The sequence below is a fragment of the Streptomyces sp. Q2 genome, from assembly GCF_056820935.1.
Genome location: NZ_JBXEJE010000059.1, coordinates 17,210 through 30,936 on the forward strand (window position 1 = coordinate 17,210; position 13,727 = coordinate 30,936).

The following is a 13,727-nucleotide window of genomic DNA, read 5'->3' on the forward strand; positions in this document are numbered from 1 at the left end:
TGCGGACATGCGACTTCTGCCCTCCGTACGCCGCCTGACGGCCGCGGCGGCCGCGGCCCTGCTGACGACCGCCCCCGTCCTCTTCGCGCCCGCCGCCGCGGCGGCCGACCTCCCGTACTCGGAAAGCTGCACGTTCCCCAACGGCAAGTACCCGGGCCGTCCCTGGGCCCTGCAACGGGTCCTCCTGGACGAGCTGTGGCGCCAGTCCAAGGGGAAGAACGTGCGGGTGGCGGTGATCGACACCGGCGTGGACGTGACGAACCCGCAGCTTGCCGACGCCGTCGACGTGAAGAGCGGCCGCAACCTCCTGCCGAAGAACCTCAAGGACGACGACGGCAACGCGATCGAGCGGGGCAAGGAGAACGGCACCACGGACACCGTCGGCCACGGCACCAAGGTCGCCGGCATCATCGCCGCCCGCCCCGCCGCGGGTACCGGCTTCGTGGGCCTGGCCCCCGACGCGACGATCATCCCGATCCAGCAGAACGACGCCGAGGGCCACGGCACCGCCGACACCCTGGCGAACGCGATCCTCTACGCCATCCAGGCCGACGCCGACGTCATCAACATCTCCCAGGACACCTCGAACGCGGTGAAGCCGACCTCCAGGCTGGAGCAGGCGATCGACGCGGCCCTGGCCCAGCGCATCGTCGTGGTGGCCTCGGCGGGCAACGACGGACTCGGAGGCAACGTCAAGGAGACGTACCCGGCGTCCTACAAGGGCGTCCTCGCGGTCGCCGCCTCGGACCGGAACAACGAGCGCGCCTCCTTCTCCCAGTCCGGCGAGTTCGTCGGCGTGGCAGCCCCAGGCGTCGACATGATCTCCACCGTCCCCAAGGGCGGCCACTGCTCCGACAACGGTACGAGCTTCTCCGCGCCGTACGTCGCGGGCGTCGCGGCGCTGATCAAGGCGAAGCACCCGACGTGGACGGCCCAGCAGATCGTCGCCCAGATCGAACAGACCGCGGAACGCACGACCGCCGGTCACGACATCTACGTCGGCTGGGGTGTGGTGGACCCCGTACGGGCCCTGACGGAGGACGACGAACCACTGGAGTCCCCCAACCCGCAAGCGGGCCTCAGCAAACCGGAAGCCCCCACACCGGCCAGGTTCCAGATGGGTGAAACGGCCGCCGAACGAAACGCCCGCCTCGCCACGTACGTCGCCGTGGGCGCGGCGGTACTCGTCGCTGGTCTCGGCGGTACGGCGGTGGCGATCCGGGACGCGCGCAGGCGTGCGCGACGGGTCGTGGGAGCGGAGTAGGCGGCGGCACGCGCATCTCGGCTCCAGGGAACTGGAGTTGGGGCGTGCCGATTCCGACGACCCTACGATTGTCGGAACAGTGCGGGGCTCGTGATGCCGAAGCGACGGGGGCAGACGTACGACATGGGTGTGAACGGAGCGGGAGCCGGAGCAGGAGCAGGTTCGGCGCAGGCCGGTGGCAAGAACCTCCGGGTCTCCTCCCAGGATCTGACCAAGCTCGCGGGTGACCTGGACGACATGCAGGACCACCTGGACAAGCAGGTCAAACGCATGGACGCGGTCGTCGACCGCATCGAGGCGGGCTGGCGCGGCCCGGCGGCGACGGCGTACCGGAAGTTCCACCAGGCGGCGGCCGAGGACGCCGTACGCATCCGCGAGGTGATGAAGCTGCTGGAGGAGGCGGTACGCCTGAGCCGCGACGGCTTCTCCCGGGACGACCTCGAGGTGCTGGCGCAGATGCGGCAGATCCAGGTGGACGTCGGGAGCGAGGTGGACAGACTGTCGACGCCGAACACCGAGACGCCGGCGTCGGCGCCGCGCAGCAGCCTCGACGACATGTAGCCGTTCTCCGTACACAGGCCTTTCCGTACCAGAGCACCCTGCAGAACCGCAGTTGCCGATCCGAACCACGGGGGGATCATGTCGACGGGCTCCGACCCCGACGAGCACATATCCGTTTCCTTCAACGCACTCACCGAGCTGGCCGCCGACCTGGAGGACATCCTCAAGCAGCTCAACGGCAAGCTGGACGGCCTCTACGACCGTGTAGTGCCCGTTGTGCTGTCGTGGGAGGGCGACACACGCGACGTCTTCGTCGACAAACTCGACGAGTGGGACCGCTCCGCCCAGGATCTCCAGGCGGCCCAGAAGTGGCTGCACGAGTACGTCACCAACGGGCACACCAACTACGCGGCGGCGCACCAGGCGGTGCTGCGGGGCTGGGGGGCCGCCTGATGGGGAGCCCGACACCGAGGCCGGGCGGGACCATCGACGTCACGCCGTCCCTGCTCCACAGCGTCTCGGCCGGTGTCGCCGACCAGCAAGACGTGCTCCACCGCGGCATCAAAGCCTTCCTGGACGAGCTCGCTCGCTATCCGGACGGTGGTGGCCGCGGGACAGCAGTGGAGCAGTTCACCAAGGCGTACAAGCAGGTCGGCGAGCGCTTCCTGGACGTCTGGGCGAGGTCCGTGGTGAGTGTGGGCGGCGCCGCCGTCGGATTCACCACCACCGCCAACAACTACGCGGTGGCGGACGCCGCGACCCATCCATCCCCCTCGAACCAGGCCGTCCAGCAGGCTCCGCCGGTCGTCATCGACAAGGCGCCCACCTACGGGCCCGTCACGGACTTCAAGTGGGGCGACATCGACGACGGCCAGGACTTCGTCCAGACGGCCCTCGAAGGCGTCGAAGCTGCTGTCCTGACCGTGATGCGCCCGCTGCTGGAGGACGCCTGCCGCTGGGGAAAAGCCGCCGAGATCCTGCCGCTGCCGAACCACCACCGGGTCAATTCGATCTCCGAGACCTGGCGTATGCCGCAGATGACGCTGTCCACCGCCGACAGCATGCTGACGGGTCTGATCGGAGGCATCACCGATCAGCACAACAGCGAGTGGTACAGCGCCATGCGTACGTTCTGCAGCACGCTGTGGGGCACCTCTGCATGGGGCAAGGAGCGGTACGGCTACAACTGGGTGAACGACGCCGTGGCCAGGCAGGGCGCCAACCATCCGGTGTTCGCGGTGCTCTTCGACACCTGCGACGTCATGGTCGATGCGTTGTACCACTTTGCCAAGGCCGCCGAGGACGTACGCGAAGACCTGCATCGCATCTATCGCAAAGCCGTCATCGACACCCTCCCCGACATCAACCTGAGCGACGGGCTGGACCTCAAAGACGTCAAGAACTTCGGCAAGGGCCTCTTGAAGATGGGCAAGGGCGTGGTCACCGACCTGTCCGCCGGCATCGTTCTCCATCTCGACGAGGAGGCGATGAACCAAGCGGTCACCGCGTACAACAATCGCGTGAACCGCCAAGTGCCAAGACTGCAGGCCCTTCTGGACCCTTTGAACGAGGCGTACGACAGCGCGCCCACCTACCGCGCGGAGGAGGCTCGTGCCGAGGCATTCGGTGCTCGCGCGCTGACCGACTTCAAAGGAGACCCGCTCTATACGGTGCCGGGTGACGACGAGTCGAAGCACAAATACCCTGTGGACCTCGCCAATCAGGAAGGTATTTCTGGTGCTCACGTCATCGACAAGCACGTAGGCAAGTCGGACGAACAGTTGCACCAGCGACTGAGGGATCAGGCGAGGCTCTATCCCGACGGAGTCACCAGGCCCGTGGCGGTATCCACGTTCAACGATCTGGACGATGCGCAGCGTTACACTCAGGCCGTTCTGGACGACCCGGACAATCAGAGGAAGATCGAGAACTGGCTGAACAACAACCCGAATCCTGCCACCTCGACAAGAAATGTCGGTCTCGAATTCAACGCCCCGGTGGGCCGGTCCTGGTCCCGCGGTGATCCCCAGGCGCACGACTCCGATAAAGTGCTGGTGACTCTGCGGCCGGTACCCGGTGGCCACCCTCCGTACGTGGTACTCACCTCGATGCCGAGCGACACCCTCCCGCAGTAGTGAACAGGAAGACCGTGAATCAGAGAGAGCCTGTGGTCGACGCAGCATCCTGGAAATCCGCCGTGACCGATCTGTTCGGTGGCGGTTGGACATTCGCATGGGTAGGTCCTCGGAAGCACGACGACTGGCGACGTGACGCCGCGTCCGTCATGGCACTCAAGGCTGTCGACCCAAGAGGCTGGCTCTCCGTCAACCACGCTCCAGAAGTCGGCGAGGACCGCAGCGGCACGGGGGGCCCTTTCATGGCGTGGAACGTCGAGCAACTCGATTCGAGTCTGTACGAGATCGGTTCTGCGTCGGCGACCCAGCTCCTGGTCGCCCTCAAAGGCGAGTGGTACCAGGCGGCCAATATCCCGAACTTCATGGACCGCCGGGACGGCTTGTTCAGGAGTTCCCGCGAAATCCTCTCGCGGTTCGGTCCGAGCGCCGCCTTCTTCACCAACGCCTCCGACGCCCAAGACAACCCGAACGCCGATCTGTTGAATCCCGACACCCAGTGGGAATGCCTCTCCGTCTACACCACGGACTGCGGCCTTGTCGCCGTTACCGATACAGAGGTGGGCGTCTTCTGGGCCTTCTGGGAAGACTGAGAGGAATCAGACGTTGCGTACTCGTTCCGCGACCTACCCCGACCGCGAAACCGCCCAATGGGCAACGCAGCAGGTCGTCACCGCCAACGAGCAGGTTGTCCATCGATGGCTGGCGCAGTCCACGCGTCCCCGTCTGGCCATCGAGGCTTCCTGGCCCTCGCGATCCGAGCCGGTGGGTCGAGTCCTGCTTCAGGCGATGATGCTGGCCGGGCGGGAGCCGATCGACGTGCGAGCGGCCCGCGTGGTTCTGAAGCGGGATGCGTCCCGCCCCCACGGCTTCGTCGTCCACGCCACCTTCCCCGTCTACCTGTAGAGACCCGCAGAGACCCGTAGAGGCTGATCACCGTGCCCCTGAGCCCCCTCGAACACGACCGCCGCTACGGCGAGCTGGACCAGGTGATGCGTGCCTACGCCGGACAGTCGGCCGACGACACCGCGGACAAGCCCAGCCAGGCCCTGACCGCATACCTGCGACACACCTGGCACAGCCGCCCGTGGGCGCTGGCCGTCGCCGAGCGGCAACTGCGTGAGTACGCCGACAACCCGCCCGGCCGACTCCGGCTGCGCCTGGGCGAGTTCTATCCGATCCCGGACGTCGGTCTGCCCGAGGGCGAGATCCAGCAGTGGCTGTACTGCCTCGCCGATCACATCAAGCACAGCGTCGAGGAGGGCGAGGTCCCGCCCGCGGCCACGCCCGCCACCCACTGGGAGTGGCAGGCCCGTTTCCCGGAGCTTGGCCAGTTCCTCGGCGGTTGGTTCTCCCAGGACATGCCGGACGAGTTCGACGACCACGACTCGGCCGTCGACGACTACCGGGCCTCCACCGCTCCGCAGCTCACGGCTCGGCTCGTCGGCGAGTTGCACGAACTGCTCGCCCTGGACCTCGACGAGTCCGACTACGCCCTGGCCGTCGCCGAGTTGGGCATGGAGGTCGACCCGCCGGCCCCGTACTCGCCGAGTGGATGGCTCGCGTCGGTCGCGGATCGGCTCGGTGCGCCGCGGGCGGAGTACGGGCCTCGGTCGACGGACGACGGCTGAGCGCGGGGGTCATCCCGCAGTCAAGCCCTGACCGGGTCGTGGCCAAACCGTCGTATGGGTTCCGCATGCCCGAACCCCGCTGACCTGACATAGCGGGATTTGCCCGATCGCTCGCTGGCTACGGTGGTGCCGCCACATCGTCCACGGGGGAGAGGAGACGGCGGTGGCCGCACCGATCCGTTCCCACCTTCTCGACTACTTCGAGGCGGAGCCGCCCACAGGGCGGGCCCAAGCCCAGGGCCAGGCCCCCTCCGGAGCCGGGGCATCGGACCCGGAGCCCCGAAGATCACGCCTTCTGGATTACGTCGATCATGTCGATCGCAACAATCACGTCGATCACGTCGATCACGTCGATCACGTCGAGTACAGCGAGCACACCGAACACTCGGAGACGCGACGGTCACCGGGCCCGAAGCCCGGCGTTCCCCCGTACCGCACTCCTGTCCTCGTCCCCGCCCATCCCCGGTACGTGGACACGACGGACGCTTCCGGCAGACCCGCCCGCGCGCCCTTCATCGCGTACGAACTGTTCGAGCACCCCGTGCAGGGAAGCGTGGCGTTCGCCTTCACCACGCCGGCCAAGCTGGTCGCGGCGCTCGGCGAGGCGCAGCCGTGGGTGGCCACGTCGATCGGACTGCTGGCGGAGGCGCTGGACGAGCACGGTGCACGGTCCTCCTCGACCCGCGTCTCGCCCCCGGGCGCCCCAACTGGCTGCCGGCCGACCTGGCCGCCTACGCGCGGGCGGTGAGCTGATGGCCGTCGACTTCAAGGCCGTGCTGAGCGACCTCACCGCGATGTCGAAGACCTTCCACGACGAGGCCGTCAACTACCGCAAGCTGCACCCCGACGTCGCCCCGCCCGTGGCGGACGGCGGCGACGCCGGGCTCGATCACGCCGTCAAGGAGGTCGCCGACCTCATCGTCGCCCTGCACATCGGTTTCGCCGACCGCCTGGACGACCACGGAGACAAGGTGACGTACGCCCGCGACTCCTTCCAGAGGCACGACATCGACGTACACGGCCTGTTCGAGGACCTGATGGTGGGTGACGGCTGATGGCCGACAGCTGGGTCGGGGGCGACATCGGCGGGCTGCGCACGATGGCCGAGACGTACAAGAACGCGAAGCAGAAGCTCGACGACGTCGTCCGCCCGCTGAGCCGCGCGGTGGAGGGGCTGGTCGACGACACTTCCTGGAAGGGCGAGGCGGCCGAGACGTTCCGCGCCACGTGGAGTCAGGACGCACTGACGGCGGGCGCCTTCGCGAGCCTCGTGCACGCCGCGGGCGGCATCCTTTCCGACCTCGCCGACGCACTCTCCACCTGCGAGACGGCCCTGCAGAACGCGGAGCACGAGGCCACGCGCAAGGGCGTGGCCATGAGGGACAAGGGCGTCCCGCTGGAGATGGCGACAGCGAATCCGCCCAGTGCCGACGACCAGAAGGCGATCGCCGCGTTGGGCGAGTACGACAAGGTGCGCACGGAGATCCTGCACACCGCCCAGCACGCGCGGCTGGTCGCGGCGAACGCACTCCGGGGCTTGTACGCGCAGGTGACGGCGCCGGTGTCCACCGGAGACAAGATCACCATCGCCGACGCCCTGCGCGGTCTGTACGCCTACGACGCCGAGGACGCCCGGGCCGGCGGCAGACACGCCCGCGAGCTGCTCGACGGGGCCAAGGCCGAGGAACGGTCCGCCAAGAAGGAACTGCGGTCGGAGCGCAAGGCGTTCCAGAAGGCGGGCCGCGCGCTGCCCGACGACCTTCCCGCCAAGGGCGCCTACCGCGACGCGGTCATGAAGGTCGACTCGCTGGAGGACGCCATCGCCCGCGCCGATCACGGCAGTACGGCCCTGCCGTACGACCGGGCCCTCAACGTGAAGCTGGCCGACGCGGCGGACGCGCTGCGCCTGGGCGAAGGTGTGAGCAAGCTTCCCGAGTTCCTCCGGGAGATCCCGGTGCTGGACGTCGCCGCGGCCGCCGCCTGCGGACTGGTCGAGGCGAAGGACGACCACGACAAGGGCTGGTCCTGGCAGCACTCCGTCACCGTCGACGTCGGAGCCGCCGTCGCCGGTGTGGCCGCCGGGGCCGTCGTGGTGGCCGCCCTGCCCGTCGAAGGCGCCGTCGCGGTGGCGGTGGTCGGCGTGGGGGCGGCGATCCTCGCGACAGACGTCCTCGACCACTCCTTCCACGAGCACTGGAGCGAGGACATCCACGACCACGGCGTGGTCGGAGGCGTCCTGCACGGCGCCGGGAACGTCGCCACGGAGACCGGAGACGACGTCGTACGACTGGGGAAGGACATCTGGCATGGCGTCACAGGCATCTTCTGAGGCCACCGTCCACGGAACGCCCGCCCACATTCCCGCCCTGCCGAAACTCGGCACCACCTGGTACAAGCGCGGCGTGCCCTACTGGCTGTGCCGCGCCCGTACGACCGTCTTCCTGATCGTCGTCATGGCCATGGTCTGCTTCTTCGCCCTCAACCTCTACCGGGGGTTCACCAGCGAGTGGTCGCCCACTGTGCGCACGGCGTGGAACTGGACGCAGGCCGTCGCGTCCTGCGCGGCCCTGGTCTGGGGCTGGATCAGACAACGCCGAAGCCACCGCGAGGCGCTCCTCCATCCGCCCACCCCCGACCAGACCGGCTACGCCAAACGCGACCACGACAGCCGCGGTCCCGGACGGATCGCCGCCGGCCGTGGCCTGGTCCTCCTCGCGGCGCCCGTCATGCCGGCGTTCGCCGCGTACATCGTCGGCTGGCTGGCGGCCTGGCTCACGGTCCGCGAGTATCCGAGCGAGGTCGGTGCCCGACGCTGGCTGGAGGAACAGCAGCAGCAGTATCCGTCCGGAACATGACGACGAAGCGGTGCGCACTGCTCTCGTGTCGCTCGCGGCGCCTGTCATGCCGCGTTGGCGGCGGGTGCCGAGCAGGACAGGCACGTTTTGGCATCGCAAAGAATGAGCCATGCACGGCATCTGACCCACTGGACGGTTCCTGGCGGGCAGCGAGTGCGGCGAGGTGCGAGTGGCTTGCCCGAGTTTCAGATCCTTCGGGGAGGTTCGGAGCGGGTCTCCTGACGGGGTCTCGACAACTTCGTAACTCACCTAACACAAAGTTCAGTTGGCCGCGATTTACACAATGACTACAGTGGTCATCGAGTGTGTTGATCAGGCCACGGCCTGTGCACCGCTCGACAGCTTCACAAACGGGGAACGGGGAGGGAAGGCATCGTGCCTGCTGCGGAGCGCCAGGCTCTCAAGGTCACGCTGGAGTCGCTCGGAGATTTCAAGAAGCGCGTGGACGCCGCGCTCTCCAACTTCGAGGACTCACAAGGCAGCGCGCAGAAGGTGGGGGCGCACCGCCTCTCGGAGGCGTCGTTCAAGGGCGCGGGTCGCTTCGACGAGGCGAAGGCGCTCCACGCGCAGTACGAGCGCGTCCACGAGCGCCTGACCGCGCTCTCCAAGAACCTTGGCCTGCAGATAGAGGCGCTCCAGATCGCCGTCAACGGCGCGCGCGGCAACTTCAGCGACATCGAAGAGGAGCAGCGGCGGCGGTTCTGGGAGATCCAGACCGAGATCGGGCGGCAGGAAGAGGAAGCGCTGCAGGAGAAGAAGGCCGAGGAGCGCGGAGAGAGCGCGCAGCGCTCTGACAAGAAGCAGGCAGACGGGGACGAAAAGGGCCTGTACAAATGAGCGACGAGCAGAAGCACCAGAATCCGCACCAGGCGGAGAAGGAAGAGGCAGCCGGCCAGCTCAGCGCCATCGACATGATCAATCAGGGGACGGCGTTCGTCAGGGCGCTTCCCTTCGGTGGTGCTGTCCCCCGCGTCTTCGGCAAGACGGACTTCGAGAACCACGACCTCAACGCGATGATCGACCTGGTCGAGTCCGCGAAACCGGAGGAACTGGAGACCGCGGGCAAGGCTCTGTGGGACGCCAAGGACGCCATCGAAACGGCCGCCAACGAGCTCAAGGACCACATCGGCAGGGTCGAGTGGGAAGGCGAGTCCGCCTCCGCCTTCCACAAATGGGGCGGCAACCTCGTCAAACACGCCCTTGAACTCGCGACCTTCGCTGAAACGGCCGGTACGCAGATCACGGCAGCGGCGACGGGCCTAGCGTCGGTCCGCAGCGCCATGCCGCCCCGCGACACCCGGCTCGTCCGCACGCCGGTGGAGGACATCCCGACGCCCAAGCAGGTCGACGGCAACGCGGAGTACACGGCGGCGGTCAAGGTCGAGAAGGACCGCCAAGAGGCGATCAACCAGATGAACCGGCTGGCCTCCTTCTACGAGGTGTCGGAGACGTACCTCGCGAAGCAGCAGGCGCCTACGTTCGAGGCCATGCCGGATGTGGGGGTGCCCAAGCCGCAGTGGACCCCGGTTTACCCAGGTGAACCGAAAGGCGGAGGGGAGGTGACGGCCACCCGCGAGTACGTGGTGGCCGACCATGAGTCGTCGAGTGCGGCGACCAGCCACGCGCGTTCGGTTGACGCCACGCCGCCGCTCAGGCAAGTGGAGGACTCGACCATCTCGCCGTCCCGTAACGTCGGTACGAACATCGACAGCGTTGGAACGCTTCCGCCGCAGGACACTGCGAAGCCGGTGGCTGTGACTCCACCGACCACCACAGGACCGAGCGGAACCTCTACGGGTACGACTCCTCCTTTTGCCGTCGGCGTGCCACCCACGTCGGCCCGCCGCACGTCAGGGTTCGGCCCAACGACTGGCAACAGAGTCCCGATCTCGGCACAGGGCCGTGCAGGCACGCCCAACGGCACTTCCGGTGGGCGCAGCGCGGCGGGCCCAATGGGACGATCCACCGCTCCGGGGCAGTCGGGAGTCCGAGGCGGGGGCACGGCGGCAGGTGCGTCGCCCATGGGCCGTGGTGTCTCCGGGGGAACGCCTCGCCCCGTCGGGGGAGCGGCAGCGAACAGCCGCGCCGGTGGCTCGGGTTCCACGGGAGCAGCACGCGGCAATGGTGTGGTCGGAGGACGGCCTACCACCGGGGCGACTCCAGGATCGACCGGTTCCAGGGTGCCTCGCGGTACGGTCGTCGGCGCCGAGGGCATCGCCTCCCGTACACCTGCTGGCAAGATCGGGCAGCGCGGAGTGATCGGGGCACCGAACTCCACTTCAACTCCCGGCGCCCGCACGGGACAGGCTGCCCGACCGGCCGGGGGCAATCCTGACGGGGTCGTTGGTACTCCCAAGGGACGGGCCCCCGCTACGAGAAGCGGTGGAGTGGCCGGAGGCAGTGCTGAAACCGGGCGCGGTCCGAGGGGGAACCGGCGGAACACGAATGGTGAAGACCGCGAGGGTGAACGTCAGCCCGAACCCCAGCGGCGTAACGCCCCGCCAGCGACGGACTGAACACGAGCGAGGATCTGCAGAGGCATGACAGAGACCAGCCCACGTGGCGGATTGACTGCGATTTTCGCAGGGCGTGCCGGAAGACGAGCGTCGGCGGTGTGTGCTGCACTCGGTGCTTTCGCCGTCGTGACTTCGGGGCTGGCTCCGAGTGCGGTTGCCGCCGATGTCCAGTCGAAGCAGTGGTACTTGGACGCGATGGACGTGGAAGGGATGTGGAAGACCAGTACGGGCAAAGGCGTCCAGGTTGCTGTGGTGGACACGGGTGTGAATCCCGAGACTGCGTCGCTGAAGGGCCAAGTGCTCACGGACGAGGTAGCAAAGTCCGTTTCGCGCGGTGCGACCAATGACTTTGCGGGCCACGGCACGACCATCGCGGAACTGATCGCCGGCACAGGAGCCGGTGGTGGCTTGCAAGGGCTGGCTCCCGGGGCGAAGATCGTCCCCTATCAGGTGAACCTGGAGGGGAATCCGGACAAGAAGGCTCCTGAGGTCGCGGAAGCGATCAGGGCTGCCGCTGACAGCGACGCTCAGATCATCAACATGTCCTTCGGCGGCGACACCATCGACCCGGATGTGGAGGAGGCGGTGAAGTACGCCAACTCCAAGGGCAAGTTGATGTTCGCCGGCACAGGCAATGATGCTGAATCCAAGAACTTCGTAGGCTATCCAGCCGCCTACCCCTTTGTCGTCGGAGTAGCTGCCTCCGATGAGAACGGGAGAGTCGGAGACTTCTCGGAACATGGCAACTATGTCGATCTTGCGGCTCCCGGCCTAAAGGTGCCCTATTGGTGCGACGCGACATTTCGCTCGTACTGCGATGACGGAGACGGAACAAGTATGGCCACCGCCATCACTTCCGCCTCCGCCGCCCTCATCTGGTCTGCCCACCCCAACTGGACCGCCAACCAGGTCCTCGGCACCTTGATCGACACAGCCGCCCGGGATTGGCCGAAGGACCAGCCGAGCAACTATCTCGGATACGGCTTGATCCGCCCTCGTAGGGTGCTGGACAACACCAGCATCAATCCGGGTTCCGCCGACAAGGACCCTCTCAGCTACGAGAACGGGGCCGGCGTCACCGGAACCTCCCCCTCACCCTCCGCTCCCGACACAGCCTCGTCGCAAGCCCCGAAGAACACCTCAGGCGGCGCGACGTCAGCGGCAGGATCCAGCTCCTCCAACGACAACACCCAGTTGTACGTGCTCCTGGGCGCCGCCCTTGTCGTGGTGCTCGGCGGCGGAGCCTTCGCCGTGGCGCGCAAGAGGCGAACCACCTGACCGCTTCCCGCACCTGCGCCGCGCTGTGCGTTGCGCAATCCCGTAAGCGGATCTCAACACCCCCGCAGATAACAGCGAATTAGACGAAGGGAAGTCCCGCGATGGTGGCTGGGCAGAAGCTCAACGATGCCGAAGTAATCAAGCTCGAAAAGGAAATGGTTCAGCGGTACGAGTCGATCAAGGGTCAGCTCAGCACTCTCCAGGGAACGCTGGACACGATGGAGGTCAACTGGCGAGGCATCGGCGCCAAGGCCTTCAACGACAAGCAGGTCGAGATCAACCAGCGCGTCAAGAGCATCGGCGCACTGCTCACGTGGTTCCTGGACAACATCAACGAGACCCGCAAGCTCACGAACACGAACGAAGACGCGGTGCGCTCGACCATGCAGAGCATCGATGTCCAGTACGGCGGCGAGAAGTCGGCTCTCAACAGCTACTGAGCGGCACCCGTCACGCCTCCGGGCCGTCGTGCCCCAAAAGAAGCCAATGAAGAGATGAGGAACCACGGTGAGCATTCACAACGACGAGATGGCTGTGAAGTACGACGGCCTCGATACGATCACCACTACGCTCGGTAAGCAGGCCAGCAAGCTCGAAGAGGACATCCAGGCGCTCAAGGCCGCAGTGATGAAGGTCGCCGCCGGGTGGGAGGGTGAAGCCGCGAACGCGTTCGGCGCGAAGATGAAGCAGTGGGACACCGACGCCGCCGCGCTCCACGCGGCGCTCGTGTCCATCGGCCAGAAGGTCACCCAGGCCGGCGGCGACTACCGCGCCGGTGACCTCAAGGGAGCCAGCTACTTCCAGTGAGCTGAGCGGATCGACGGCAGGGTGGGCACGCACGGGAGGTGCCCACCCTGTCGTCGTTCCCGCGCGCGACAGACACCGAGATTTCGACACGACCGCTGTCCTGGACGACGGCTCAGCCGACTTGCGGGCTACCGTTTGGCAGGTCCTCCGCGCCCTCACAAGTCCAGAGATCCCGGGCCTCAAGCCGAAGGGTCTCTGCAGCGAGCGAAGCCATGTTCTGGATGACGGCTCGGTCGGTCGTCTTCTCGAACGTCACGTCAACCTCTACCAGAGCCTTGGCTTCTTCTGCTTCGGAGCAATCGGCAAAGAGGAAAACGGTGTCCCCCTTGTAATACCCGCGGGCCTTACCAAGAGTGATCTTCTTGTTGCCCGCCTGCTCCGCACCGCGAGCCGCATCCTGCATGCTGTATTCCGACTGGAGATAGAAGGAGTGGTCGATCGTTATCGTCTTCCCTCCACCGTACAGTTTGCATGTTCCGGGTCTGGCTGATTTGTACGGGTACCGGGGATTGAAGACACCTGAAGCCCAATCCGAGAACGGCTTACCTTTATCTGGCAGAAGCGCCTTCGCGGCCGCTCCCGGAAGAGCGTCATCGCACACCTGCGCCGGCACCGCGACAGCTGGTTCCTCGGACGGCCAGACCTGCCAGACCACCACGCCGGCCACAGCCAGAGCCCCCACGACTGCTAGGGCAACCGACGTCTTGAATCGTCGACTCCGCTTTTCTGATCCGTTCACGAGC

General features: G+C 66.8%; 17 protein-coding genes. 16 read left to right on the plus strand and 1 reads right to left on the minus strand.

Annotated features, from left to right (window positions below; genetic code table 11):
• Positions 1 to 7 precede the first annotated feature (7 nt).
• The 16 genes from mycP to ACWBNA_RS42510 all read left to right on the plus strand — a co-directional run bounded on the left by mycP (position 8) and on the right by ACWBNA_RS42510 (position 12,984).
• Entirely contained in the window at positions 8 to 1,264 is a 1,257-nt protein-coding gene (gene mycP, locus ACWBNA_RS42435) for a type VII secretion-associated serine protease mycosin (protein ID WP_482709933.1), read from the plus strand.
• Positions 1,265 to 1,387: 123 nt separating this feature from the next.
• On the plus strand, positions 1,388 to 1,825 hold the full coding sequence (locus tag ACWBNA_RS42440; RefSeq protein WP_482709968.1) for a WXG100 family type VII secretion target: 438 nt from the start codon (positions 1,388 to 1,390) through the stop codon (positions 1,823 to 1,825).
• Between the two features lie 78 nt (positions 1,826 to 1,903).
• Positions 1,904 to 2,218, plus strand: coding sequence for a WXG100 family type VII secretion target (locus tag ACWBNA_RS42445; RefSeq protein WP_482709934.1), 315 nt, complete (start codon positions 1,904 to 1,906; stop codon positions 2,216 to 2,218).
• Positions 2,218 to 3,900, plus strand: coding sequence for an RNase A-like domain-containing protein (locus ACWBNA_RS42450; RefSeq protein ID WP_482709935.1), 1,683 nt, complete (start codon positions 2,218 to 2,220; stop codon positions 3,898 to 3,900). Before ACWBNA_RS42445 ends, ACWBNA_RS42450 begins: the two co-directional genes overlap by 1 nt.
• A 62-nt stretch (positions 3,901 to 3,962) precedes the next feature.
• Complete coding sequence (locus tag ACWBNA_RS42455) at positions 3,963 to 4,490, plus strand: hypothetical protein (RefSeq protein ID WP_482709936.1); 528 nt, start codon at positions 3,963 to 3,965, stop codon at positions 4,488 to 4,490.
• Between the two features lie 13 nt (positions 4,491 to 4,503).
• Positions 4,504 to 4,803 carry an RNase A-like domain-containing protein gene (locus ACWBNA_RS42460; RefSeq protein ID WP_482709937.1) on the plus strand — a complete coding sequence of 100 codons (300 nt, stop codon included), beginning with the start codon at positions 4,504 to 4,506 and terminating at the stop codon, positions 4,801 to 4,803.
• Positions 4,804 to 4,835: 32 nt separating this feature from the next.
• Positions 4,836 to 5,528, plus strand: coding sequence for a contact-dependent growth inhibition system immunity protein (locus tag ACWBNA_RS42465; protein WP_482709938.1), 693 nt, complete (start codon positions 4,836 to 4,838; stop codon positions 5,526 to 5,528).
• A gap of 469 nt (positions 5,529 to 5,997) precedes the next feature.
• Complete coding sequence (locus ACWBNA_RS42470; protein ID WP_482709939.1) at positions 5,998 to 6,276, plus strand: SAV_915 family protein; 279 nt, start codon at positions 5,998 to 6,000, stop codon at positions 6,274 to 6,276.
• Positions 6,277 to 6,280: 4 nt separating this feature from the next.
• Entirely contained in the window at positions 6,281 to 6,583 is a 303-nt protein-coding gene (locus ACWBNA_RS42475; protein WP_482709940.1) for a DUF6317 family protein, read from the plus strand.
• Positions 6,583 to 7,857: a WXG100 family type VII secretion target gene (locus ACWBNA_RS42480; protein ID WP_482709941.1), complete on the plus strand. Its 1,275-nt coding sequence runs from the start codon at positions 6,583 to 6,585 to the stop codon at positions 7,855 to 7,857. Before ACWBNA_RS42475 ends, ACWBNA_RS42480 begins: the two co-directional genes overlap by 1 nt.
• Positions 7,835 to 8,383 carry a hypothetical protein gene (locus ACWBNA_RS42485; protein ID WP_482709942.1) on the plus strand — a complete coding sequence of 183 codons (549 nt, stop codon included), beginning with the start codon at positions 7,835 to 7,837 and terminating at the stop codon, positions 8,381 to 8,383. Before ACWBNA_RS42480 ends, ACWBNA_RS42485 begins: the two co-directional genes overlap by 23 nt.
• Before the next feature lie 375 nt (positions 8,384 to 8,758).
• Positions 8,759 to 9,220 (plus strand): hypothetical protein, encoded by a 462-nt coding sequence (locus ACWBNA_RS42490; protein WP_482709943.1) that lies wholly within the window; start codon positions 8,759 to 8,761, stop codon positions 9,218 to 9,220.
• Complete coding sequence (locus ACWBNA_RS42495) at positions 9,217 to 10,899, plus strand: WXG100 family type VII secretion target (protein ID WP_482709945.1); 1,683 nt, start codon at positions 9,217 to 9,219, stop codon at positions 10,897 to 10,899. Before ACWBNA_RS42490 ends, ACWBNA_RS42495 begins: the two co-directional genes overlap by 4 nt.
• A gap of 24 nt (positions 10,900 to 10,923) precedes the next feature.
• Complete coding sequence (locus ACWBNA_RS42500; RefSeq protein ID WP_482709946.1) at positions 10,924 to 12,177, plus strand: S8 family serine peptidase; 1,254 nt, start codon at positions 10,924 to 10,926, stop codon at positions 12,175 to 12,177.
• Positions 12,178 to 12,278: 101 nt separating this feature from the next.
• Positions 12,279 to 12,617: a WXG100 family type VII secretion target gene (locus ACWBNA_RS42505; RefSeq protein ID WP_383862069.1), complete on the plus strand. Its 339-nt coding sequence runs from the start codon at positions 12,279 to 12,281 to the stop codon at positions 12,615 to 12,617.
• A 67-nt stretch (positions 12,618 to 12,684) separates the two neighbouring features.
• A complete protein-coding gene (locus ACWBNA_RS42510) occupies positions 12,685 to 12,984 on the plus strand; it encodes a WXG100 family type VII secretion target (RefSeq protein ID WP_482709947.1) in 300 nt (99 codons plus the stop codon).
• Between the two features lie 112 nt (positions 12,985 to 13,096).
• Here ACWBNA_RS42510 and ACWBNA_RS42515 read toward each other — a convergent pair whose 3' ends face one another.
• Entirely contained in the window at positions 13,097 to 13,723 is a 627-nt protein-coding gene (locus ACWBNA_RS42515) for a hypothetical protein (RefSeq protein ID WP_482709949.1), read from the minus strand.
• Between the last annotated feature and the right edge of the window lie 4 nt (positions 13,724 to 13,727).

What these genes read in the sequence shown, in the direction of transcription:
- mycP (WP_482709933.1), top strand. Translation starts at nt 8, where the DNA reads ATGCGACTTCTGCCCTCCGTACGCCGCCTGACGGCCGCGGCGGCCGCG.
- ACWBNA_RS42440 (WP_482709968.1), top strand. Translation starts at nt 1,388, where the DNA reads ATGGGTGTGAACGGAGCGGGAGCCGGAGCAGGAGCAGGTTCGGCGCAG.
- ACWBNA_RS42445 (WP_482709934.1), top strand. Translation starts at nt 1,904, where the DNA reads ATGTCGACGGGCTCCGACCCCGACGAGCACATATCCGTTTCCTTCAAC.
- ACWBNA_RS42450 (WP_482709935.1), top strand. Translation starts at nt 2,218, where the DNA reads ATGGGGAGCCCGACACCGAGGCCGGGCGGGACCATCGACGTCACGCCG.
- ACWBNA_RS42475 (WP_482709940.1), top strand. Translation starts at nt 6,281, where the DNA reads ATGGCCGTCGACTTCAAGGCCGTGCTGAGCGACCTCACCGCGATGTCG.
- ACWBNA_RS42480 (WP_482709941.1), top strand. Translation starts at nt 6,583, where the DNA reads ATGGCCGACAGCTGGGTCGGGGGCGACATCGGCGGGCTGCGCACGATG.
- ACWBNA_RS42485 (WP_482709942.1), top strand. Translation starts at nt 7,835, where the DNA reads ATGGCGTCACAGGCATCTTCTGAGGCCACCGTCCACGGAACGCCCGCC.
- ACWBNA_RS42495 (WP_482709945.1), top strand. Translation starts at nt 9,217, where the DNA reads ATGAGCGACGAGCAGAAGCACCAGAATCCGCACCAGGCGGAGAAGGAA.
- ACWBNA_RS42500 (WP_482709946.1), top strand. Translation starts at nt 10,924, where the DNA reads ATGACAGAGACCAGCCCACGTGGCGGATTGACTGCGATTTTCGCAGGG.
- ACWBNA_RS42505 (WP_383862069.1), top strand. Translation starts at nt 12,279, where the DNA reads ATGGTGGCTGGGCAGAAGCTCAACGATGCCGAAGTAATCAAGCTCGAA.